Below are 23076 nucleotides of genomic sequence, written 5' to 3'. Positions count from 1 at the left end.
CTAACAAAATCTATAAAAAAGGATTGAAATGAATGAAACTCAATTTTTAAAAGATGTAGAAAATATATATCAATTTTTAGAAAATGAAAAAAACAATACAAATAAACTTATAACATATCTTGAAAATAAAGAGTTTGATAAACTAACTATTATTGATGAGTTTGCTCAAAGTTTAAGTTTAAAGCTTGATGAAAATCTAAGATTTGCACTTATTACAAGACTTGTAAATTTAAGAGATGATTCACTAGTTCAAGTTTTAAAAAGATTAGAAAAAGATGAAAAAGAGATTATTGTTTTACAAGAAAAAGCATATCTTTTTGTAAAAGAGTTTTGGGAAAATAAACATTTAAAACTAATAAATCACATTGAAGATAACAACTTATTAACACCATTTTATAAAGAAGTTTTCAATGGAGTTTATAGTGTTGGTAAAGCTATGAGTAAATGGCAAAGTTCATGGACAGCACTGATTATTAATAAAACAAATAAAGAACTACTTGAAAAGTTTGATGGAAATGAAACTAAAGTATTTGAATACTTAGAAAAAGAAAACTTATTTGACTTAGGACATGGACAAGAAATTGCTGATAGATGCTACTCTGCATTAGTAAAAGATAAAGACAAATACAAATCTCAAGCTTATATAAAAGCTTTTAAAAAAGAGGTAACTGATGTAGTTGATGCTTTAGAAAACTTTGCAGATAGATTAATTGAAGTTGAAGATGAAATATATAATCAAAAATGGGATTATGTTTTATATATTCAAGCACTAATTAAAGCATTTAGTGAAGATAATGTAAACAAATTAGTTGAAAAATGGGCAGATGTAGATAGAGCTTGGATGAAAATAACAACACCAATTCAAATAGGACATCCACTTGAATATTATGAAGACCACTTTAGAAAAGCAGTTGCATTAGAGTGGGATATAAGACTTACAAATCCTAGTTTTGCAAAAAATGAAAAAAGAGTAAATAAGATTAAATTTGCTTTTGAAAAAATATATAATAGTTTTGAAAAAAATGAAAATTATGAACATATTTATAACTTCTCTTTAAAATCTCTTGATAAAGTACAATTATATATTGGAAGACCTGCTTTATTTTTTGGAGCTGGATTCAATGGTTTATTTTCAGCACAAGTTGTACCAAATGATGAAATAGTATCAAAAGAAGAAGGTAAAAAGATTTTTGCATTTTCTGATGAAATATTACAAATTTCAAGAGCAAAACCATTTTTAAAATTAGCTCGTGAAATTTTTGGACAAGAGCTACTAACTAAAGATAGAGAGTTTCTATTTAATGAGACTGCAAAATGGCATCAAGTTTATGATATTAGTACAATTGGACATGAGTTTGGTCATATTTTATGGTGTGATGATGAAACAGAAGCAGTTATGAATAAAACAGGAAACTTTAAAAATATAGAAGAGTTTAAAGCTACAACTGGTGGACTTATTTCATTTTTTTGTGATGAAGATGATGATGAAAAAGAGCTTGAAGAACAAGTTCTAATTGATTTAGTAAAAAGAGCTATTGGATTAATTGCATGGATGGAAGTTGATGAAGTACAACCATACTATTGTGAAGGATTAATTCACTTAAATGCTTTATTTGATACAAAAATTTTAGACTTTAAAGATGAAACTTTAAGTATTGATTTAAATTCAAAAAAGATTGAAGAACTTAAAAAATGGTATATTACTACATATACAAATCTTGCAAAACACTATTTAGATAAAAAAGATGCATCTATATTTTTAAATCAATTTGCAACAAAAGAAGGAAAGTATTTTATGCCAGTAAATGAGAAAATAAACTCATTTGTAAAATACTATTTTGAAAGATATAAAGCAATTGGTCAAGAATTAGACACAGAAGATAAAAAAGCAAACTACATAAAAAAAGGCTAGTTAAAAAACTAGCCTTTAAATAAATAGCAATTTACTTTATGATTGTAGCTTTTTAGCTACAAGTTCATTTACTACTTTTGGATTTGCTTTTCCCAAAGTAGCTTTTAAAACTTGTCCTACAAAAAACCCTAAAAGTTTACTATTCCCATCTTTGAATTTTTGTACATTTTGTGGATTATTTTCAATAACCTCATCAATTATAGGTAAAATAATAGCTGTATCACTTATTTGAATTAAACCTTTGTCTTCAACTATTTGTTTTGGCTCTTCACCTGTTTGGCTCATTTGTTCAAATACTTGTTTTGCTATTTTTGTTGAAATAGTTTCATCATCTACCATTTTAACTAATTGAATAATCTCTTTTACACTAAATTTAAGTTCATTTAGTGATTTATCTTTTAACTGCTTTGCTACATCATTTGCTACATAATTAGCTAAAATACTTACTTGAGGAAGTAATTGCATAGTTGCTTGATTATAAGTAGAACTAAGTTCTTTATATGCATTTTCAAAAAATGATGAAAGTTTCTCATCTCTTGCTAAAATATTAGATACTTCATTATTTAACTTAAATTTTAAATTGTATTTTTCAAATAATATCTTTTGTTCATCTGTCATAGGTTCTGCTTCACCATGAACTTGTACTTTATTTAGTTCTTGTTTTGACTCTTTTGGTGTTTCTTTTACTTTTTTATTTTTTTTAGCCCATGAGTCTTTTAAAGAAACAATCTTATTAAATACTGGTAATTCATCACTATAATCAATTGGATCTTTATAAAAATAACCTTGTCTTTCAAACTGAAATCTTTCATCTATTTTATCATCAATTACAGCTGGTTCTACAAAAGCATCTTTTATAATCTTTAATGACTCAGGATTTAAATCTTCTAAGCCCTCAGGAGATTCACTTTTATACAACCTATCATAAAGTCTTACTTCAGCTTTTTTTGCTTCTTTAACACTTATCCATTGAATAGCACTTTTTACTTTTATGCCACTTGTATCGCTTCCACTTTTTGAGTTAGGATAATACTCTGCTTTTATTTCAGTTATATTTCCATTTGAATCTTTAATTACTTCCTTACAAGAGATAATATATCCATGTCTTAATCTAACTGGTTGATCTAAAGTAAGTCTATAATAACCTTTTGGTGGATTTTCACAAAAATCTTCTCTTTCTATATAAAGTTCTTTAGAAAAAGGTATTTTTCTAGAACCCTCTTTTGGTACATCATGGGGATAATAAGAAGCTTCAATTATCTCATTATCTTTTTCATAATTTTCTATAGTTACTTTAAGTGGGTCAAGAACACACATAACTCTTGGAACTTTTTGATTTAAATCATCTCTTATACAAAACTCTAATTGAGCAACATCAACCATAGAGTTTGCTTTTGCAATACCAATTTGCTCACAAAAATTTAAAATAGATTCTGGTGTGTATCCTCTTCTTTTATATCCTGCTATTGTTGGCATTCTTGGATCATCCCAACCACTAACATATTTTCCCTCAACTAATTCAAGAAGTTTTCTTTTACTCATAACTGTATAATTCACACCTAATCTTGCAAATTCATATTGATATGGTCTTGGTGGTTCTAGCTTTAATGTATCTAATACCCAATCATAAATATCTCTGTTGTTTTCAAATTCAAGTGTACAAATCGAGTGAGAAACACCTTCAATATAATCAGATAAACAGTGTGCAAAATCATACATTGGATAAATATACCATTCATTAGATGTTCTAAAGTGATGAGCATGTCTAATTCTATATAATAAAGGATCTCTTAGTTTCATATTTGCAGCACTCATATCAATCTTTGCTCTTAATACGTGTTCACCATTTTTAAACTCACCATTTTTCATTTTTTCAAAAAGTTCTAAGTTTTCTTCAATAGTTCTATTTGCATATTTACTTCTTTGTCCTGCTTTAGTAACTGTTCCTCTATACTCTTTCATCTCTTCTTCACTTATACTGTCAACATAAGCTTTACCCATTTTGATAAGCTTTACTGCATATTCATAAAGTTTAGGAAAATAATCAGATGTAAAGTGTACCTTTTCATCCCATTCAAAGCCAAGCCATTTAACAGCATCTTTCAATGCATTTACATATTTTGTATCTTCTGTTGTTGGATTTGTATCATCCATTCTTAAATTACAATGACCGTTATAATCCTTTGCAATACCAAAATTTATACAAATAGATTTAGCGTGTCCAATATGAGGAAAACCATTTGGCTCAGGAGGAAATCTAGTAACTACTTCTTTGTATTTGCCTTTTTTTAAATCCTCTTCAACTATTGCACGTAAGAAATCTTTATTTTCATTCATTATTATTAAGCCTTTTTATTTTAAAACTCTTCTTTTTTGGTTTGCATTTTATCTAATTTGAGCTTATAGCATCATAGCAATATTAATTAAAATCATTCACATAAATAAACATTTATCGTATAAAAACAACATACCAAATAACATTTTAAAATGATACAATAAATATAACTAGAAAGGATATACACTATGAAAGTATTACTTACAGGCACAACAGGATATATTGGAAGAAGGTTAAAACAAAAGCTAAAGGAAAATAAAAATATTTCACTTAGATTATTTGTAAGAAACAAAAAAAGCTTATCTTCTAATATTGAAAAAGATATCGAAGTTTTTGAGGGTGATACATTTAATAAAGAGAGTTTAAAAGAAGCACTAAAAGATGTTGATACTGCTTATTATTTAATTCACTCTTTAAATAGAACTGATTACAAAAACTTAGATAAAATTTCAGCACAAAATTTTATAGAAGTTGCAAAAAAGTGCAATGTAAAAAGAGTAATATATCTTGGTGGACTTGGAGTAAAAAATAGTGATACAAGTGAACACTTACTTAGTAGATTAGAAACAGGAGAAGTTTTAAGTAATCAAAAAGATGTTCAAACGATTTGGATTCGAGCAGGTGTTATCATAGGTTCTGGAAGTACAAGTTTTGAAATAATTAGAAATCTAACAGAAAAACTACCTGTTATGACTACACCAAAATGGGTATTAACTAAAGCTCAACCAATTGCAGTTGATGATGTTTTAGAATATTTAGAAAAATCATTATTTTTACAAGAAAAAGAAAATTTAATAGTTGATATTGGAGCTGAACAATTGACATATAAACAAATGATGCTTCAAACAGCAAAAGCTTTAGGCTTAAAAAGATATATAATACCACTTCCATTTTTAACAATTAATTTATCATCTTATTGGCTTAATTTATTTACTCCTGTTCCTTTTAAAGTTGCAAAAGCATTAATTGAGGGTTTAAAATCAGAAGTTGTAGTACAAAATGATAATGCAAAAAAGTATTTTAAAGATATAACTCCTATGCCTTTTATAGATGCGGTAAAAAAGGCTGTTAAAGAAATAGAGACAAACCAAGTAATTAGTAGATGGAGTGATAATGCTGGAAAGATTTGGGAGAAAAATCATACAAAAGAGATAGCAGATGCAATTTTTATTGATAGAAAAGAGATTGATATTTCAGATATTTCTAAAAGTAAAGTTTATAAAAGCTTTATTAGTATTGGTGGTAAACAAGGATGGTTTGATTATGATTTTTTATGGGAACTTAGAGGAATAATTGATAAAATTATTGGAGGAGTTGGACTAAAAAGAGGTAGAAGAAGCCAAGATGAGTTAAGAGTTGGAGATAGTTTGGACTTTTGGAAAGTCGTTGATATTAAAGAAAATGAAAGATTACTTTTATTTGCACAAATGAAAATTCCAGGTAGTGCTTGGCTTGAATTTAAAATAAAAGATGACAAACTTATTCAATCTGCATACTTTTATCCTAAAGGGGTCTTAGGTAGAGCTTATTGGTATACTCTTATTCCTTTACACTATTTTGTTTTTAATAATATGATTACAAATATTGTAAAAAGAGCAAAAAAAAGCTAAACAAAAAGAAATATTAAATTTAAAACCTAATAGTAATTTTTCTTTTTTTTATATTAATATAAGTGTATATTTTCACAAAAACAAAGGTTATAATATGCAATTTAATATAACAGCTGGACACGTAGGAATTAGGCCTCCTGTAAATCTTCCTGATCCTAGATTTTTAGAAGTTTTAGGAGAAGAGAAAATAAGAAAATTAGTATCTGATCATTATGATTTATTAAGACAAAGTAATATAAAAGGACTTTTCCCTCCAACAGATGAAGGCTTTGAAAAAGCAAAAGAACACTCAGCAGATTTTTTTATACAAATTTGTGGAGGACCTAAATACTTCAATGAAAAAAGAGGTGCACCAATGATGGCAGCAAGACATAGTCCTTTTAAGATAAACCAAGAAGCAAGACGAATTTGGTTAGAAAGTTATGCGATGGTACTTGCTCCACTTGATATTGAAGATGATATAAAACAATCTTTTTGGAACTATATAGATATTTTCTCTATTTGGATGATGAATAGTAATGAAAACTAAGCTTTATGCTTAGTTTCCAATAGCTAAAGCATATAAAACCATACTATTATCTTCTATAAATTCACAAACCTCATCATCATAATAAGCGCCAATTCCACTACATCCATAACCTAAATAATTTGCAATCAAATATAGTCTATGACCTATAATTCCTGCTTTTTGATAAGCTGCTTGATAGTTTTTTGATTTTGTAGTAAGAAAAAAAGTAACGGCACTATCTTTTCCTAAATCTTGCTCTAAACATAAATAACCAGCTTTTGTTTTAAAATCACCCTCTTTTATATAAGTATTATCTTTATATAAACCCAAAGGCATAGAAACAACTCTATTTATAACACAATAAATATCAATGGCTTCATCACAATCACTTGTAATTGGCTCATTTAAAATCTCTAATACTTTTAAAAACTCATCTTTTTTTATAGCTTTTAAACTAAAATCTCTAATTGAGCGCCTTTTAAAAACTGTTTGTTTAAATATTTCTTTGTTATAAAAAAAGTTTGGAGATAAATTTTGTGAATGCTTTTGCTTAATGTTTAAAGATTTTTCATAAGCTTCTTGAATTAACTCATTTTCTTCAAAATAGTAAGTTCCATCCACTTTTGGTAAATCTAAGTTACATACTTTTTCTACCTCTTCTAAAGAGTTTGAACCTACAACTACACTTGCTTGAAAAAACTCTTCATTTGAAAAATTAAATAGTTTATTTAAAGCCTTTTTATCAAAATCATAAATGATTTTATACTTTTTGTCATGTAAAAAACTACTAGCTTCTAAAGTTCCTAGTAAATGCCCAGAATCAAGTAAACAATATCTTAATGCTCTATTTTTATACTTCCAAGAAGAACGAAAATATAGTGATGAAATAAAGAAAATAAAACCATTTACTTTGTACTTATAATTTAATAAAGGCTCAATTCCATCATTTGTAATCTCTTTTAATAGTGTAATACTTGAACTTTTAATATCAAAATGATAAATACCATCTTTTATATTCTCATTGTTTCTACTTTGAAAATATATTTCATTTGGATAAAGAGCACCTGCACTAGGATTTATTCTTAGATAATACTCTACATTTGGATAGATTTTTTTTGCACTTAATCCTGCAATATAATATAAAAAGCTATGATTTATAAAATCTAAATCTAATTCATACTTTTCAAAACTATCATATGATTTGAAAACCATTGGTTGATTTTCCCAACTTAATCGATTTGGATAGTTTCTAACAGAAAAGTATGAATGTTTTGTATTTAGATGATAATCAAAAAATTCATCAAATTTCATTTATCATCTTTTTGAAGTGTCAATCCCTGGATTTTCTTGTGTTCCTACATAATCATCATCCATTTGACTATAATTGTATCTAAAGCTTGCGTATATAGCCCCTACAATTATTATTAAGGCAATTACTAATCTTACAGTATTTCTTTTACTTTTAGATTCATTTCCATCATAATCTTCAATTTTATGCATACTTAACTCGTCATCTTCATACTTACTCATAATATGACTCCTTTATATTATTAAGCCAATATAACTAATAATTTCTTAACTAAAAGGTCATAAGTTTAAGTTATGATACTTTTTAAACTTACATTTATAATATACACAAAAGTGCATATTATAATTATATAGTAGAAACCATTAGTTGATTTACTGTTGTTACAATATCTTTTATATCTTTTTCTTCTTTTGTCATAAATACATCAAGATGATCTCTTAGTCTATAAAAAGTCTCTTTTTCATTTGCAATAAAATTTGAAAAAGCAGTTTCAGGAGCTTCATTTATTCTCTTGAAATTTAATATCTTTTTTGTATAGTGAACAACAATATAGTCAATAAACTGTAAAACCTGATTTCTAAGTATAACATCATTTCTTGAATGAAGTTTTAACTTACTTAAAGAAACAATTATTTCTAAAATATTAAACTCATGAATTAATTGATAAAATAGTACTATTACATCTTTAAATGAATGATGAGTATTCTCTTTAATAACTACTCCTGCAACGGCAAATCTTAAGTAATCAATAACACTAAAGAAAAGATTAAACTCTTCATCATTAGGAATCAACTCTTCTATTTTTTGAGTATGAATCTCAGTAAGTTGTGAGAATAGTTCATCTTTATGATCAAGTATATGAGCTGAGTCAACTTGAGTTTTATTCATATATTTAACCATCCATTTAGTACTTGTAAATAAAATATACTCTAATTTTGCAATTAGTTTATATTGTTTATCAATATTCATAATATAATCTTGAGAATAGATTTTTTCTCTTATTTCATTTGAACCAAATAATTGTTTTACAATTAAATATGATTTTATTTTTTGTAAAAACTTCTCTTTACCTAATTTTTCATAATCTCCTATAAAAGTACATCCTTGTGAGTTTATAATTATATCTGCAATTTTTGTAGCAATTATTTCTCTTTTTAAAGGGTGACTTGTTATTTCGTGTTCATATGCACTTACAAATGATTTAGGGAAATATCTATAAAGATATTGCGATGCAAACTGTTCATCTACTAAAGTTGATTCTAAAAGAGTTTGTTTAATAAATATTTTTGAATATGATAAAAGAGAACTTAGTACAGGTCTTACAATTGAATCATTTATATCAACTACATCTTCTATATTTTCATTTTTAGGGATATAAAAGTCATGTCTATTAAAAGCTGTTACATATTTTTCTAAAATCTCTATTGTTTTTATAAAGTTATTTCTATGCTTTCTTGAAAGTCTTTCATCCATAGATATTACAAAAGATTGATTATAGTTATTTTGCAATACTAAATTTACAACTTGGTCTGTCAAGCTATGTAGTGTTGCTTTTGTTTCTTGCTCACAAAGTAAGCCTTGCTCTTTTATAATATTTAATAAAATCTTTAAATTTACTTCATGGTCAGAAGTATTTACTCCACCTGCATTATCAATACCATCTATATTTATCTTTCCACCATTTAAAGCGTATTCAATTCTAGCTTTTTGAGTAAATCCTAAGTTTCCACCCTCACTTACAATTCTTGCTTTTATATCTGTTGCATCTACTCTTACTGCTTCATTTTGTTTATCACCTATGTCAAGACTATTTTCATCACTTGCCTTTACATAAGTTCCAACTCCACCATTAAATAATAAATCAACATGCAAAGTAAGAAGTTTTACACAAAGCTCTTCTCCACTAAGAGTTTTTTTACTTGTACCAATAAGTTTTTTTATTTCAGGTGTTAAAACTATTTCTTTTTCACTTCTTAAAAATACTCCACCACCTTTTGAAATCTTTTCTTTATCATAAAAGCCCCAACTTCCTTGCTTTGAATTAAAAAGTCTTTTTCTCTCTTCAAAACTTACTTTTAAATCAGGATTTGGATCAATAAATATCTCTTTATGACCAATTGCTGCAAGTAGCTTGAACTTGTCTGATTCTATCATTCCATTTCCAAAAACATCACCACTCATAGAACCAAGTCCCATTACAGTAATTGGGTCTTTGTAAATATCAATACCCTCTTCTATAAAAAATCTTTTTGTTGACATTAAAGAACCACGAGCAGTAATACCTAAATCTTTATGTCCATAACCATTTGAACCACCACTTGCAAAAGCATCACCTAGCCAATAGCCTCTACTAATTGCTATATCATTTGCAACATCACTCATAGAAGCAGTTCCCTTATCAGCAGCAACTACAAAATATGCATCATCACCATCATAAGCCACGATTCTTTCATCTCTTACAATTTTGCCATTTATCATATTGTCAACTAAATCTAAATTTGAATTAATAAATAAAGAGTAGATTTGTTCAAAATACTCTTTTGTGATTTCTGCTATATCTTTATTTATTACAAATCCACCTTTTGAACCATCTGGAATAATAATAGAGTTTTTTCCCTCTTGTGTAATCATAAGAGATTTTATCTCTTGTCGATAATCTTCATGTCTATCACTCCATCTAAGACCACCTCTTGAAATTTTACTCATTCTTAAATGAATTCCATAAAAATCAGAATGATAAATAAAGTTTTCGATATTTGGTTGTAAACCTCTTAAGTTTTCTGAAAAACATTTTGTATCAATTTTAAAAGCTATTGTTTCTTTATTTAAAAAATAATTAGTTCTTAAAAGTGACTTTAAAAAAGAAAAAGTCAATTTTAAAATTTTATCATCAATTATTTGAGGAATTATTTTTATTTCATCTTCGATTTCTAACTGTAAGTTTTCTAAATCTTGTTTTCTTTTAGCTTTTTGTTTTGGATCAAATTTTTTGTAAAAGTAGTTTAAGAAAAGATTTGAAATTTTATGATGTGTTGTAAGTGTATTTAGTATGGTATCTGCATTAATTGTTAAAACAGCTTGGTCTAAATACTCAATAAAAGCTTTTAAAAGATAAACTTTTTTTACAGTAAGATTTTGAAGTAACACTAAAGAGAATAATTTAGAGTGATATATTTTCTCATCTTTTAATGTTTGAGTGATTACATTTTCTAAATTTTCTTTTGCTTTTTTAACTATATTTACATCTTTAATATGCAAATTAAATCTACTAACATAAATAACTTTTGATTTATTTGAAATATTATAAGTTACTTCATCTACTATTTCAAATCCAATATCATGTAAAATAGGCGTAATAGTAGATAAATAAAGTTGATTAACAGAATAAATTTTTATATGATTTGAGTTATTATCTTCATGAATATGTGTTATTATACATTCATCTAAAACTTCTTGGAAAAATTTATCCGATACTTTTAAATCCTCTTTTGTTAATAACTGAGAGCAAACAGCTTCAATATCTGAAGTAGCCATAGTCTTTCCTTTGTTAGTAAGTTATAAAGATTATCTATTAACAAACTTTATATGTAACTTAAACTATAGTTACTTTTGAATAAGATACAAAATTATTTAAAAAATTACTTTTTTTGATTAAGATTGATTTTATGCTTTAATATCTTCTATTTTTGCATTTAATATTTCTTTCAATTTAACTGCATTTAGTTCAATATCAAGACCTCTTTTCCCACCACTTACAAAAATAGTTTCAAAAGCTAATGAAGAACTATCAATAACCGTAGGAAGCAATCGTTTTTGTCCTAAAGGAGAGATTCCTCCTACTAAATATCCAGTCACTTTTGAAGCCTCATTTTTATCTGCCATTACTACTTTTTTTTCACCTAAAGCATTGGCTATTTTTTTTAAACTAAGTTGATTTGAAACAGGCACAACAGCAACTGCAAGTTTTTTTGGTGATGTTTCAACAAGTAACGTTTTATAAACTCTATTTGCATCTAAACCCAATTTTTCTACTGCTTCATTTCCAAAATCTGTATTATTTGTATCATGTTCATATTTATGTATTTTAAAATCACATTTATTTTTTTTCAAAATATTTATTGCTGGTGTCATAAGCTAAAAAATCCTTTTTTATTTATCTATGCTTGCTATTTATTTTTATAATAAATCTATATTTAATAAGCAAAGCATTTCCTATTTTAGCACTTTTTAGCTCAAAAATAAAATAATTTAACCTATGAAGAGCAACTAACATGGGAAATACCAGCCATCCCAAAAAGATTTGAAGGTTTTTTATTGTAGTACTTATCTTCAAACTCTTTACTATTTTCAATATATGGATTTGTCATTACTTCTTGTAACTGTTTTACTAATTCATAGTTTCCTTCTTGGGCTTGTTCATATGCCAAAACTAAGTACCACTCTTTTAAAGTAAACTTTGGATTAACTGATTTCATTTGATTTGAGACTTTTTTTATAGACTCATTTGAGTTTGTATCTATTTTTGTTCTCCATTTTTCTAACCAACTGCTCCATTTTAATCTAATATCTTTATTTTCAAAGTTATCATAAAAACTTTTTTCAAGTTCATTGATACTATTAGGTATATTTGATAATTCTCTAAAAAATATAGTATAATCAACTTTAGTTTCAATCATTAGATTTATAAGCTCATCAAACAATTCAAAGTCAAATTTATCAATTCCTAATTTACTAGCCCACATATTTTCTATTTTTAAGTGCATAATCTTTGAAAAGTTATTTTCAATCTCTTCAAGTTCTTTTAAACTATTTAAATTTGAACTAAGCAATGGTTTTAAAGAACTACAAAATGATTTAAAATTCTTTTTTGCTGCATTGGGTTGATTGAAAAATGAAAAGTGCATTCCCCCACCAGTCCAAGGTTGGTATTTAGGGTCAAACATATCTATAAAACCAAAAGGACCATAATCAAGTGTAAAACCTCCTGCTGCACAATTATCACTATTGAAATTACCTTGACAGTATCCAACTCTTATCCAATTTGCAACTAAAGATGTAAGTCTATTTTGGAACTGTTTTGCTAATAGTATTACCTTTTCTTCTAAGTTTAAATCACTATTTATTTCATCATTGTATTCTCTATGAATTAAATGTAAAACAATCTGTTCTAACTCTTCATATGCTTTTTTATGTTCATTTTTTCTAGCTCGTCTAGCAAAAAGTTCAAGTTGACCAACACGAATAAATGAAGGAGCAACTCTTGTAGTAATTGCCACATCTTCTTCAATCATCACTTCAGGATCTCTTGAATAAGAGTTATTTCTAAACCATGGTCTTTTTACTTGCTCTTTTTTTGATGTAAATAGACTCAAAGATCTTGATGTTGGAACTTTAAGTGCATGCATATGCTCTTGTGCTAAAAACTCTCTTATACTTGATCTTAATACAGCACGACCGTCTGCACCTCTACAATATGGTGTTCTTCCAGCTCCTTTTAGTTGAAACTCCCATCGTTTACCATTTATAACTGCTTCAAAAACAGAGATTGCTCTACCATCACCATATCCATTCCCTGTTTGAAAAGGACATTGTGCATAATACTCAGTACCATAAATAGATAAAGCATATCCAGTTGCCCAAGCTACATTTTCCATAGGATAAGATATATTTGACATATCACCTGAAAACATTTTAATAAAGTCATCTGATTTTATTAAACTCTTATTAAAACCCAAATCATTAAAAAAGTTTTCACTATGACATATGTATATGGGTTCTTTAATAGCAGTTGGTTCTACACTTACATAATGACCGCTAAAAACTTCTCTTGGTTCTTTGTTATCACCATTGAATTTAGCATCAGGATCACAATTAAGTCTGTTTACAAAAGAGTAATCAGCTAATTTTGCAAATTGTTCAAATGTTTTTATATCTTCTTTTAAATTTTCTTTCATTATTTATTGTCCATTAATTTTTTATCTATTAAGATTTTTAGCATAAGTATTTGAAATACATAGCAAAAATAGGATTTAGAAATTTTTATTAAGTCAAAAATAAATTTAAAGACTTAGACTTTCAAGAGATATTTTTAATTATATGTTAAAATCAAATATTAATTTATATTTATTTCAAGGTGTTTTAGTGGCAATTTTTACTTTACAATCATTAGCAGGTGGATTTCTAGATGAAGATTTAGAACATTTTAATAAAATCTTTGATGACTGGTGCATTCAATTTGATAGTTATGAAGATGCAATGGATATATTGCAAACTATTGAAAATGATGAAACTATTGATATAGTTGAGATTACACCCTTAAGTTATCCAAAATATTTTTTTAATTCTCTTCAAGGTACTATTTACACAACAAGACAAGTTGAAGATAAAATTATTTGTGTTGTAGAACCTTTTATAGGATCAAATTTTAGAATTGCAATATGTGATTTAAACACTAAAAAAGTAAGACTTACGAATACTAGATATAAAAGTATTCCAAATATAGAAAATGCTTTTGCTAACTTTGGTGATACTGAATAATTCACTAAGTAAATTATATATTTAGTTTAAAAGAGAATATTTAGGAGTATATTTCAAATGAACAGATTAAACAATAACTCTTTAGAATCATTAGAGTATTTAAAAGAGTTGTGTGAAAAAGAGATTATATCTTGGCCTATAGATTTTGAGTTTTATCAAGCTAGTAAAACCCAATTGGAAGAAACACTTAAATATTGGTTTGGCAATGAAACTTGGTCATCTTCTGGTGATAGTTTTATTCAGTTTGGTAAAGATGCAAGTGGCTCAATGTTTCTTTTATGGTTTTATCCAAAACTAAAAACAGAACCGCCTGTTGTTTTTATGGATTCTGAGGGTGATGCTTATCTTGTTTCTTCATCTATTACAGAGTTTGTTAAACAAATGGCTTCAGGCTTTTTATTTTTTAGTGGCTCATGGATAGAGCCTAATTCAAAAGAGAAAAAAGATTTAAATTGGACTCTTTTAAAAAAACTAGTAAATGAGCACTTTGGTGTTAAACATATAAACCCAGAAGAATTAACTAAAATTGCCAAATTAAATCATCCAAGTTTTTCTGATTGGGCTGAAAGTAAAATTTAATAGAATAGATAATTTAATAGGAGAAATTGATGTCTTATAGAACTTTAAAAGAAGAGATAAAAGTATTGGAATTAGGCTTACCTCCAATGGAAGATGATGGTTTTATTGGTGGAAGATTAGATCCCAAAGAAGCTAGTTTAATTTTACTTCCTGTTCCTTGGGAAGCAACTGTTTCATTTGGAGAAGGAACAGCAAAAGCACCTGATGCTATAAGAATTTCAAGTCATCAACTTGATGTGGAAACATACCACTATATTAAGCCTTATACTGCTGGAATTGCTATGCTTGAAACTGATAAAAGTTTATTAAAATTAAGTAATAAAGCTAGAAAAAAAGCTTTGAAAGTAATTCAAGCACTTGAAAAAGGAACTACAAAGAAAAAAGCATTAAACTTTGTAAATGAAGCTTCTAAAACCTTAAATGACTCTGTTTATAAAAAATCAATCAAACAAATCAAAAAAGGTAAATTTGTAGCAGTTGTAGGTGGTGATCACTCTTGCCCACTGGGACTTATCAAAGCTTTAAATGATACTCAAGATGAAGCCTTTGGAATATTGCATGTTGATGCACACCATGATTTAAGAAAAGCATATGAGGGTTTTACTTATTCCCATGCTTCTATTTTTTATAATGTCATGAATGAATGTGACAAAATCTCAAATCTTATTCAAATAGGAATTAGAGATTATAGTAGTGAAGAAGCTTTGAGAATAAAAAAGTACGGAAAAAAAGCTGATTGTTTATATGATACACATATGCAAGAAAAACTTGCATGTGGAAAGTCACTAGAAGAGGTATATTTTCCTTTTATTGAGCAACTTCCACAAAATGTATATTTATCTATTGATATTGATGGCTTAGAACCAATTAACTGCCCAAATACAGGAACACCAGTTCCAGGAGGACTTAGATATAGTCAATTAGAACATCTTATTTTTATGGTAGTAAAAAGCGGTAGAAATATAATAGGATTTGATTTATGTGAAGTAGGAATTAGTAAAAACGACTGGGATGAAAACGTCGGCGCAAGAATTTTATACCAACTTAGCGCAGCCTTACTAGCAAGTCAAAATAAAATATCGTATAATTAAAGGAAAGAAATATAATTATTATATGATTTAAGGGTCTTTTATATAAAATGTGTGTTTGATAAATAGTTGTGTGTAGTTCATAAATAATAAAGGATAACATTAAATGAAAAAACTTATAAAAAACATATATCATCAAAAAAATAACTTTATTGTAATTGGATTAACTGGAAAAACAGGTAGTGGTTGTACAACAATTTCAAATATATTAAAAAATGGTTATGCAAATTATAGTGCTACAAATCACGAAGATAAATCAATTCAAAATAGAAAAGATAATATTATTAAAAACTTTGCAAATAAAAATTTTATTGATAAGAAATTTGAGATTATTAAACCATCAACAATAATTATAATGTTATTTATATTTGAAAAAAGTATATTCTTTACACAAATTAAAATATTAAAAGAACTTCTGGAAAAAACACATGAAGATAAAAATGAAATAAAAGAAGAATCTAACAAATTATTAAATCTTTATAAAGCATTTATAAGTTTTGATATAAATAATAAGTTAGATAATAAATCTAATTTTGAATACTATTTAAATAATTTAATTGAAAATTGTTCTGATAAAAATAAATCACTTGTATTAAAATATATTAAAGATAAAAAAAATAAGTATGAAAAAAAATTATTAAATCAAAATCTTGAAAATCTAATTAAAGAAATAAATACTTTATTTGGTTCAAAGTTAAAATCTCAAAATAAACTTTTTAAAAAAGTAAAATATAAGAAGATAAATTCTCCAATAAACGATAAAAATAAAATACTAAATAAGTTTAAAAAAAAACGAGAAATCATAAGTAAAGTACTAGAATACTTAGCCAAAAATAAAAGTTCAATTTTTATTAAGCTATATAACAAATATAATAATATTATTTTAGAAAAAAGAAAATCTAAAGAACTATCAATACCACAACTACAAGTAATTGGTGACTTAGTAAGAGAAAAAATAGATATTTTTCAATTACCAGAATATATTAATTTACTAATTAAATCTTATAGAAAACAATCAAAGAAGAAAAATAAATATTGTTATATTGCAATAGATTCTTTAAAAAATCCATTTGAAATATTATTTTTTAAAGAAAGATATTCAGCTTACTATACATTTTCAATTCATGCTACAGATGAAATAATATATGAAAGGTTTATAGATACTAACATAGATATTAAATCAATCCATAAGAAAGAATTAAATAAAGATAATACGGATAAACAAAAAGGTTCATTAGACTCTAAAAAAGATTTTAATTCACAAAATATTATTGAATGTATACAAAGAAGCGATATTTATATTGATAATAATAATGATGAGAAAGATACTTTATACAAACAAGTTTTTAAATATTTAAGCTTAATAGTACATCCTGGAATTATTACACCAACAAAAGATGAAATAATTATGCAATTAGCTTTAAATGCTAAATTTAACTCTGGTTGTATATCAAGGCAGGTAGGTGCAGTGGTATTAAATAAATATGATTCTATAAGAGCTGTAGGTTGGAATGAAGTTCCAGAAGGTCAAATACCATGTTTATTACGAAGTCACAATGAACTATTAAGCAATACCTCTTTGTTAGATTATAGTAATTATGAAAAAAATAAACTAAGAAAGAAAAAAGAATTTAAATCTATATATGAAAATGATTTTAAACTATCTAATAAACAAGGTTTAAATGATTCATTTTGCTTTAAAGAAATACAAAATAAAATAGATGGTGAAAAAAATCAGGTTTATACACGTTCTTTACACGCAGAAGAAAATGCATTTCTCCAAGCTTCTAAATATGGAAATACTGAAATAATTGGAGGTCAATTATTTACTACTGCTTCACCTTGCTTCTTATGTGCAAAAAAAGCATATCAGTTAGGAATGAAAAGAATAGTTTATATTGAAGCATATCCTGATATTTCAAAAGAACAAGTATTTGATATTGGTATTAATGATATAGAGATGGTGCATTTTAGAGGTGCAATTGGATTGGCTTATCAAAAACTATATGAACCAATATTTTCATATAAAGATGAATTAAAAGCATTAAATACATAACATAGAGAGAATAAAACTATTGATAATATCAAACTTTTAAGTGTCATTGAAAGATATTTAAAAGTTCTGGTTATTAAACTGTACCCATATTATTTCTCGCCTCAAGTTTTATTCTACCATTTAATATTATTCTATATTATCTATTAAATATTCTTCAATTATCTTCTCTCTCACTTTTTGATTTATTTAAACTTGTAACTTCTATTTAATAAATTCACAAATGATAGTTTAAACTTTTTTTCTTCCTAAACTTTGATGAAGCTAGAAGCTATATGTTTATTTTCACTTACGCACGAAACTATTTGTACCTTTAGAATAATACTACTGTATGCACTCTTTATCAGTTTTCTCGAAGAAAGTGCATACAAGCAAGGTAGACAACAAATATCTAACTGTAAGCAAGTCGTTTGCTTGCTTTTTATCTTAACTTTTTAAAACTAAAAAGTAAAATTTAGCTCTTAAAAAAAAGATAGCAATTAAGCTATCTTTTTATTTATGCAAATGCTGGTTCTAAGAAAGGGATAATTTGTTTTTTTCTTGAAAGACAACCATCTAACCAAACTTTTCCATCTTCTAATTTTACATCAAATGCTTTTTCAAATACAGATGTATCTTCTGATGAAACAAGTACTTCAGAACCCTCTTTCATAATATCAGTTAAAAGTAAACAAGCAGTATGTAAATCATTTTCAACTCTAAGCGCATCTAAATCAGCTTGTAATTTATCTTTTACATTATCAAAAATTGCCAAATCAACAACTTCGAGTTGTCCAATACCAACAGCACTTCCATGCATATCAAATGGCTTGTAATCTCTTAAGATAAGTTCTCTTACAGGAACTCCATCAACTGCTGATTTTACTTTAAACATCTCCATACCCAATGCACCAAAGTCTTCAACACCAGCAATTTGTGCAAGTTCTCTAACTATTTTAATATCAATATCTGTACATGTTGGTGATTTAAAAATAACAGTATCACTTAAAATAGCACAAAGCATAACACCAGCAATATTTGCAGGAATTTCTACACCATGATAATCATACATCTCTTTTACAATTGTGTTAGTACAACCAACAGGTCTAATCCAACATTCAAGTGGTGTTGAAGTAGTTAAATCTCCTAATTTATGATGATCAACAATACCAACAATAGTAGCCTCATCAATATCTTTTGGAGCTTGACCTCTATCTGAATAATCAGTAATAAAAATCTCTTCACCAGCAAACTCTGTTTTAAGTTCTGGTGCTTCAAAACCAAATCTATTTAAAATAAATTGAGTTTCAGGCGAAACTGGTCCTTGTCGTGCTGGAATTGCCTCACGCCCTATTTTATTTAATAAATATGCTAAAGAGATAGCTGAACATATTGAGTCTGAATCAGGAGTTGTGTGTCCACATGTATAAATTGCCATAAAAAAATATCCTTTTTATTGTTCCCCAACAAAAAGGGAACCAGTTGTATTTTAAATTTTGTGATTTTATCTAAAGTTTTGTTATGTTAGTTTTAAACAAGTATATTACTATTACTTGTTATAATTAATATAATTAAAAAAAGGAGACAACATGATTAGTAAAGATTTACAAGAAGCATTAATAGAGCAATTAAACAAAGAGTATCACTCTGCATATATCTATCTTGGTATGAGTGCATACTGTTCAAAAGAGGGTTTTAATGGTGCATCAAATTGGTTTTTAATTCAGTATCAAGAAGAAGTTGCTCATGGAATGAAACTTTTCAAATACCTTGAAGACCAAGATGTAGAGATTAAACTTCCAGCAATTGATGAAGTTAAAGTTGAGTATAAATCTTTACTTGATGTATTTAAAAAATCATTAGCACATGAACAAAAAATGACTAAAAATTTAAATATTTTAAGTGATTTAGCTATGAAAGATAAAGATCATGCTACATATAGCTTACTTCAATGGTACGTAACAGAACAAGTTGAAGAAGAAGCAACAGTAAAAGAGATTATTGACCATATCAAACTTGTGGGAGATAACGGATATGGATTATATACAATAGATAAAGAGCTAAGTGCAAGAGTATTTAACGATCCTACAAATCAATAAGAGGTTAAAACCTCTTATTAGAATATTATTTTTCTATTTTCAAAAACTTTTCAAGCCATTGATCTGCTTCTTCAATAGAAGCAAATTTTTGAGATTTTGCAACTTGATCTTGACCTTCATAAAATCTAATTCTTATTCCATCTTCTACTTGATCAATTTTTATTCTAGTAATTCTTGCTAGATTTAAGTAAACTCTATCATTTAATTTAACAAACATGTTCTTGTCCTTTTATTTTATTATTTCTTATTATATCTAATATTAAATAAAAACTGAAACAATTACTTTGATTGCTAAGATTGATAATAGTATTTTAAGTAAAGATCTAAATTTTTTACCATCAATTTTATTTCTTAATTTTGTACCTGCATAACTTCCTGCAACTGCTCCAACAATCATAAAAACAAGTAGCCAAAGATACTCAAAGAATGCAAAACCAAAAAAGATAAAGACAAATACTTTAAAAATATGAGTAATACCCATAAGTGCAGCAGCTGTTGCAACAACTTCATCTTTTTTCTCAAAATCTTTATAAAGTAAAGTCATAGTCAAAGGTCCTGTTGCACCAACAACAAGAGAAAGACCTGTTTGAAAAAAACCTATTATAAAATAACTTTCAAATCTTTTTATTTTTTCATTAAATTTTGTAGACCACAAAGAAAGAAGAATATACACACCTATAAAAAGAGGTACATACTCTAAAGAGATATAATAAATAATACTTGAAATAAGAGCAGTTCCTAAAAGTGAGCCAAAGATAAACTTAGGTATAACTTGATATTGCACATCTTTATATCCAAAAACGGCTCTGCTGAAATTACTAGACATTTGTGTTAAGCCATGTACAGGAATCAAAGCATTTACAGGTAAAAAAGATGGTAAGATTGCTATTAAAATCATACCTCCACCAAGTCCAACAACACCTGCAATTGTTGATGTAAAAAATGTAATTATTCCTAAAAAAATCTCTGTTGTCATACTTCTTCACTTTCTAAAAAATAGAAAATAAAATAACAAAAACTCACTTATAAATAAAATAGCTTTAAAAACTAAAATTTATATTTTATATTTTTAAGTATTATAATATAGTTTTTTTTCAAGTTTTTTAGAAATAATTGATATTGAATATGTCATTACAAAATAAAAAACTCCAAGTGTAAGATATATTTCAAAAGGTTCATATGTTCGTACATATATCAACTGCCCTGCTCTTGTTAATTCTGTTATTGATAAAACAGAAACTAAAGAACTATCTTTTAATATAGCAGCATAAGTATTAGTTAAAGTAGGAAGAGTAAGTCTTAATGCTTGTGGATATATTATATATGCAAGCATACTTAGATTACTCATTCCTAATGACTTTGAAGCTTCATACTGACCTTTTGGTATACCTTGAACGCCAGCTCTTACTATTTCAGACATATAAGCACCAAAATTCAATGAAAGACCTAAAATTGCAGCTTCATGACTTGACATTGATATACCAACTTGTGGCAAACCATAATATATAAAAAATAACTGTATTAATAAAGGTGTTCCTCTAAAAATTTCTATATATGAAGTCAAGACAAAATCTAAAAGTTTATGTATTTTATAACTTCTTAAAGTTCCTACAACTATACCTATTATAAATGCAATTATAAAAGATATAAATGATAAGTATATTGTAAGCCAAGAAGCTTCAAATAAAAACCCAAGATTGTCATAAACTACATTAAAATTCATCTATTTTACTTCTAACCATTTTTGAACTAATTTATCATATACACCATTTGATTTTAGTTTAGTTAATGCCATATTTATTTGTTTTGTTAACTCATCTTTATCTTTTTTCATTACAACAACTAATTCTGATGGAGCTAATTTATCAACTATTTTATATTCACTTTTAAAATTCTTTTGTTTAGCAGCATATGCATAACCCACTACAACTGCATCAATTCTTTCATGTTTTAAGTCTAAAAATGCTTCTGGATTATAGTTATATCTTGCAACTTTTTTTAAGCCTTTTAACTTATCAACAATTTGTTCACTTCCACTTCCAAGTTGTACACCAACAACTTTATTTTTTAAATCTTGTTTTGAAGTAATTTTATTATTTTGTTTTTTTACTACAATTACATCATTTAGTAAATAATATGTATTTGATAAATTCACATTATTTTCTCCAGCTTCTTGACGACTCATAGCACTTAAAATCATATCATATTGATTTGTTTTTAATCCACCTAATAAAGCTTGCCATTCAGCATCTTTAATTACAATCTTTTTATTTAATACTTTACCTATTTCATTTGCTAAGTCAATATCAAAACCTACAATATCACCAGACTTTGCATCTCTTGATTCAAATGGTGGATAAGCTGCACAAAGCCCTACTGTTATTACATCTTCTTGGGCATAAGAAAACATTGAAAAACAAAGTAAAAATCCCGCTATAAATTTTTTCACTATAATTCCTTTAAAATATTTTTTACTGAAGTATTTGGATTAGATTCATTTATTGCATAAAAGTCTAAATTTATTGCATTTTTATCCAATAAATTTTTAAAGACTTCCATAAAAACACCTTTTTCATTAACTATATTCAATGAATTCAAAGTTTCTTCCAAAGAAAAAGAACTATCAATTTCACCTTCCCATTTAGAAGATTTGCAAGTAGTATTTACTCCACAACTAGGACTATTATCGACACCTATACAAGCAGATATTTTATAACCACTATTACTATAATCAATAAGTTGTTGTATTATTGGTTCAAGTAGCTTTTCACAGTGTTTACGAAAATAAGGAGTATCAAGTTGTTCTTTTACTTGTCCCCATCTTTTTATACCACAAGATAATAATTCAGGACAAGGAAGTTGAATAAAGCCATAGCCTTTTTGAATTAAAGGAACCATTAACTCTTCTAAGCAACCACCATAATTTGCAATTTTATTTACTTTTGAATTTACATTTAATAGACAATGACTTAATAAAAGGATTTTTTTATTTCGCTGCATTTAAAAACCTTAGAAACTTCAGTTTTTTAAAAAAGCATTTGACAAGTAAAGTATAATTGTCGTTCCA

General features: G+C 26.8%; 20 protein-coding genes. 8 read left to right on the top strand and 12 right to left on the bottom strand.

Going from position 1 to position 23076, the window contains the following annotated elements:
• The first annotated feature begins 28 nt into the window (after nucleotides 1-28).
• Complete coding sequence (gene ciaB, locus AMRN_RS04975) at nucleotides 29-1912, top strand: invasion protein CiaB (RefSeq protein ID WP_099310511.1); 1884 nt, start codon at nucleotides 29-31, stop codon at nucleotides 1910-1912.
• Nucleotides 1913-1948: 36 nt separating this feature from the next.
• Here the strand turns inward: ciaB and AMRN_RS04970 are convergent, their stop codons facing one another.
• On the bottom strand, nucleotides 1949-4249 hold the full coding sequence (locus AMRN_RS04970; RefSeq protein ID WP_099310510.1) for a glutamine--tRNA ligase/YqeY domain fusion protein: 2301 nt from the start codon (nucleotides 4247-4249) through the stop codon (nucleotides 1949-1951).
• Between the two features lie 186 nt (nucleotides 4250-4435).
• Between AMRN_RS04970 and AMRN_RS04965 the strand changes: the two genes are divergently transcribed.
• Entirely contained in the window at nucleotides 4436-5857 is a 1422-nt protein-coding gene (locus AMRN_RS04965) for an SDR family oxidoreductase (RefSeq protein WP_099310509.1), read from the top strand.
• A 94-nt stretch (nucleotides 5858-5951) separates the two neighbouring features.
• On the top strand, nucleotides 5952-6386 hold the full coding sequence (locus tag AMRN_RS04960; RefSeq protein WP_099310508.1) for a globin domain-containing protein: 435 nt from the start codon (nucleotides 5952-5954) through the stop codon (nucleotides 6384-6386).
• A gap of 9 nt (nucleotides 6387-6395) precedes the next feature.
• Here AMRN_RS04960 and AMRN_RS04955 read toward each other — a convergent pair whose 3' ends face one another.
• From AMRN_RS04955 to AMRN_RS04935, 5 genes are all read right to left on the bottom strand, one after another.
• The gene (locus AMRN_RS04955) at nucleotides 6396-7676 is read right to left on the bottom strand and encodes a SagB family peptide dehydrogenase (RefSeq protein ID WP_099310507.1); all 1281 of its coding nucleotides are present in this window, start codon (nucleotides 7674-7676) and stop codon (nucleotides 6396-6398) included.
• Between the two features lie 3 nt (nucleotides 7677-7679).
• Nucleotides 7680-7895, bottom strand: coding sequence for a hypothetical protein (locus tag AMRN_RS04950; protein ID WP_099310506.1), 216 nt, complete (start codon nucleotides 7893-7895; stop codon nucleotides 7680-7682).
• Nucleotides 7896-8019: 124 nt separating this feature from the next.
• Nucleotides 8020-11208, bottom strand: coding sequence for an NAD-glutamate dehydrogenase domain-containing protein (locus tag AMRN_RS04945; protein WP_099310505.1), 3189 nt, complete (start codon nucleotides 11206-11208; stop codon nucleotides 8020-8022).
• Nucleotides 11209-11337: 129 nt separating this feature from the next.
• A complete protein-coding gene (gene ybaK / locus AMRN_RS04940) occupies nucleotides 11338-11805 on the bottom strand; it encodes a Cys-tRNA(Pro) deacylase (protein WP_099310504.1) in 468 nt (155 codons plus the stop codon).
• A 122-nt stretch (nucleotides 11806-11927) separates the two neighbouring features.
• Entirely contained in the window at nucleotides 11928-13628 is a 1701-nt protein-coding gene (locus AMRN_RS04935) for a protein adenylyltransferase SelO family protein (protein WP_191282162.1), read from the bottom strand.
• A gap of 187 nt (nucleotides 13629-13815) precedes the next feature.
• On the opposite strand from AMRN_RS04935, the gene AMRN_RS04930 reads away from it, so the two are divergent.
• The 4 genes from AMRN_RS04930 (at nucleotide 13816) to AMRN_RS04915 (ending at nucleotide 17934) form a co-directional block, all read left to right on the top strand.
• On the top strand, nucleotides 13816-14211 hold the full coding sequence (locus AMRN_RS04930) for a hypothetical protein (RefSeq protein ID WP_099310502.1): 396 nt from the start codon (nucleotides 13816-13818) through the stop codon (nucleotides 14209-14211).
• A 57-nt stretch (nucleotides 14212-14268) separates the two neighbouring features.
• Nucleotides 14269-14790, top strand: a complete 522-nt coding sequence (locus AMRN_RS04925; protein WP_099310501.1) for a hypothetical protein — start codon at nucleotides 14269-14271, stop codon at nucleotides 14788-14790.
• Nucleotides 14791-14819: 29 nt separating this feature from the next.
• Nucleotides 14820-15881 carry an agmatinase family protein gene (locus AMRN_RS04920; RefSeq protein WP_099310500.1) on the top strand — a complete coding sequence of 354 codons (1062 nt, stop codon included), beginning with the start codon at nucleotides 14820-14822 and terminating at the stop codon, nucleotides 15879-15881.
• 103 nt (nucleotides 15882-15984) lie between these two features.
• Nucleotides 15985-17934, top strand: coding sequence for a cytidine/deoxycytidylate deaminase family protein (locus tag AMRN_RS04915; RefSeq protein WP_099310499.1), 1950 nt, complete (start codon nucleotides 15985-15987; stop codon nucleotides 17932-17934).
• Nucleotides 17935-18427: 493 nt separating this feature from the next.
• On the opposite strand, the gene AMRN_RS04910 is transcribed toward AMRN_RS04915, so the two are convergent.
• The gene (locus AMRN_RS04910; protein ID WP_099310498.1) at nucleotides 18428-19348 is read right to left on the bottom strand and encodes a manganese-dependent inorganic pyrophosphatase; all 921 of its coding nucleotides are present in this window, start codon (nucleotides 19346-19348) and stop codon (nucleotides 18428-18430) included.
• A gap of 151 nt (nucleotides 19349-19499) precedes the next feature.
• On the opposite strand from AMRN_RS04910, the gene AMRN_RS04905 reads away from it, so the two are divergent.
• Entirely contained in the window at nucleotides 19500-20009 is a 510-nt protein-coding gene (locus AMRN_RS04905; protein WP_099310497.1) for a ferritin, read from the top strand.
• A 25-nt stretch (nucleotides 20010-20034) separates the two neighbouring features.
• On the opposite strand, the gene AMRN_RS04900 is transcribed toward AMRN_RS04905, so the two are convergent.
• From AMRN_RS04900 to AMRN_RS04880, 5 genes are all read right to left on the bottom strand, one after another.
• Complete coding sequence (locus AMRN_RS04900; RefSeq protein WP_099310496.1) at nucleotides 20035-20226, bottom strand: sodium-dependent tyrosine transporter; 192 nt, start codon at nucleotides 20224-20226, stop codon at nucleotides 20035-20037.
• 42 nt (nucleotides 20227-20268) lie between these two features.
• Nucleotides 20269-20985, bottom strand: coding sequence for a sulfite exporter TauE/SafE family protein (locus tag AMRN_RS04895; RefSeq protein WP_099310495.1), 717 nt, complete (start codon nucleotides 20983-20985; stop codon nucleotides 20269-20271).
• A gap of 93 nt (nucleotides 20986-21078) precedes the next feature.
• Nucleotides 21079-21732, bottom strand: a complete 654-nt coding sequence (locus AMRN_RS04890; protein ID WP_099310494.1) for an amino acid ABC transporter permease — start codon at nucleotides 21730-21732, stop codon at nucleotides 21079-21081.
• Entirely contained in the window at nucleotides 21733-22458 is a 726-nt protein-coding gene (locus AMRN_RS04885) for a transporter substrate-binding domain-containing protein (RefSeq protein WP_196778519.1), read from the bottom strand.
• Nucleotides 22458-23009, bottom strand: a complete 552-nt coding sequence (locus tag AMRN_RS04880) for a CD3072 family TudS-related putative desulfidase (RefSeq protein WP_099310493.1) — start codon at nucleotides 23007-23009, stop codon at nucleotides 22458-22460. Before AMRN_RS04880 ends, AMRN_RS04885 begins: the two co-directional genes overlap by 1 nt.
• Between the last annotated feature and the right edge of the window lie 67 nt (nucleotides 23010-23076).

The sequence above is a fragment of the Malaciobacter marinus genome, assembly GCF_003544855.1.
GTDB lineage: Bacteria > Campylobacterota > Campylobacteria > Campylobacterales > Arcobacteraceae > Malaciobacter > Malaciobacter marinus.
This window is presented reverse-complemented; position numbering and strand designations above follow the sequence as displayed.

What these genes read in the sequence shown, in the direction of transcription:
- ciaB (WP_099310511.1), top strand. Translation starts at nt 29, where the DNA reads ATGAATGAAACTCAATTTTTAAAAGATGTAGAAAATATATATCAATTT.
- AMRN_RS04970 (WP_099310510.1), bottom strand. Translation starts at nt 4,249, where the DNA reads ATGAATGAAAATAAAGATTTCTTACGTGCAATAGTTGAAGAGGATTTA.
- AMRN_RS04965 (WP_099310509.1), top strand. Translation starts at nt 4,436, where the DNA reads ATGAAAGTATTACTTACAGGCACAACAGGATATATTGGAAGAAGGTTA.
- AMRN_RS04960 (WP_099310508.1), top strand. Translation starts at nt 5,952, where the DNA reads ATGCAATTTAATATAACAGCTGGACACGTAGGAATTAGGCCTCCTGTA.
- AMRN_RS04955 (WP_099310507.1), bottom strand. Translation starts at nt 7,676, where the DNA reads ATGAAATTTGATGAATTTTTTGATTATCATCTAAATACAAAACATTCA.
- AMRN_RS04950 (WP_099310506.1), bottom strand. Translation starts at nt 7,895, where the DNA reads ATGAGTAAGTATGAAGATGACGAGTTAAGTATGCATAAAATTGAAGAT.
- AMRN_RS04945 (WP_099310505.1), bottom strand. Translation starts at nt 11,208, where the DNA reads ATGGCTACTTCAGATATTGAAGCTGTTTGCTCTCAGTTATTAACAAAA.
- ybaK (WP_099310504.1), bottom strand. Translation starts at nt 11,805, where the DNA reads ATGACACCAGCAATAAATATTTTGAAAAAAAATAAATGTGATTTTAAA.
- AMRN_RS04935 (WP_191282162.1), bottom strand. Translation starts at nt 13,628, where the DNA reads ATGAAAGAAAATTTAAAAGAAGATATAAAAACATTTGAACAATTTGCA.
- AMRN_RS04925 (WP_099310501.1), top strand. Translation starts at nt 14,269, where the DNA reads ATGAACAGATTAAACAATAACTCTTTAGAATCATTAGAGTATTTAAAA.
- AMRN_RS04920 (WP_099310500.1), top strand. Translation starts at nt 14,820, where the DNA reads ATGTCTTATAGAACTTTAAAAGAAGAGATAAAAGTATTGGAATTAGGC.
- AMRN_RS04915 (WP_099310499.1), top strand. Translation starts at nt 15,985, where the DNA reads ATGAAAAAACTTATAAAAAACATATATCATCAAAAAAATAACTTTATT.
- AMRN_RS04910 (WP_099310498.1), bottom strand. Translation starts at nt 19,348, where the DNA reads ATGGCAATTTATACATGTGGACACACAACTCCTGATTCAGACTCAATA.
- AMRN_RS04905 (WP_099310497.1), top strand. Translation starts at nt 19,500, where the DNA reads ATGATTAGTAAAGATTTACAAGAAGCATTAATAGAGCAATTAAACAAA.
- AMRN_RS04900 (WP_099310496.1), bottom strand. Translation starts at nt 20,226, where the DNA reads ATGTTTGTTAAATTAAATGATAGAGTTTACTTAAATCTAGCAAGAATT.
- AMRN_RS04895 (WP_099310495.1), bottom strand. Translation starts at nt 20,985, where the DNA reads ATGACAACAGAGATTTTTTTAGGAATAATTACATTTTTTACATCAACA.
- AMRN_RS04890 (WP_099310494.1), bottom strand. Translation starts at nt 21,732, where the DNA reads ATGAATTTTAATGTAGTTTATGACAATCTTGGGTTTTTATTTGAAGCT.
- AMRN_RS04880 (WP_099310493.1), bottom strand. Translation starts at nt 23,009, where the DNA reads ATGCAGCGAAATAAAAAAATCCTTTTATTAAGTCATTGTCTATTAAAT.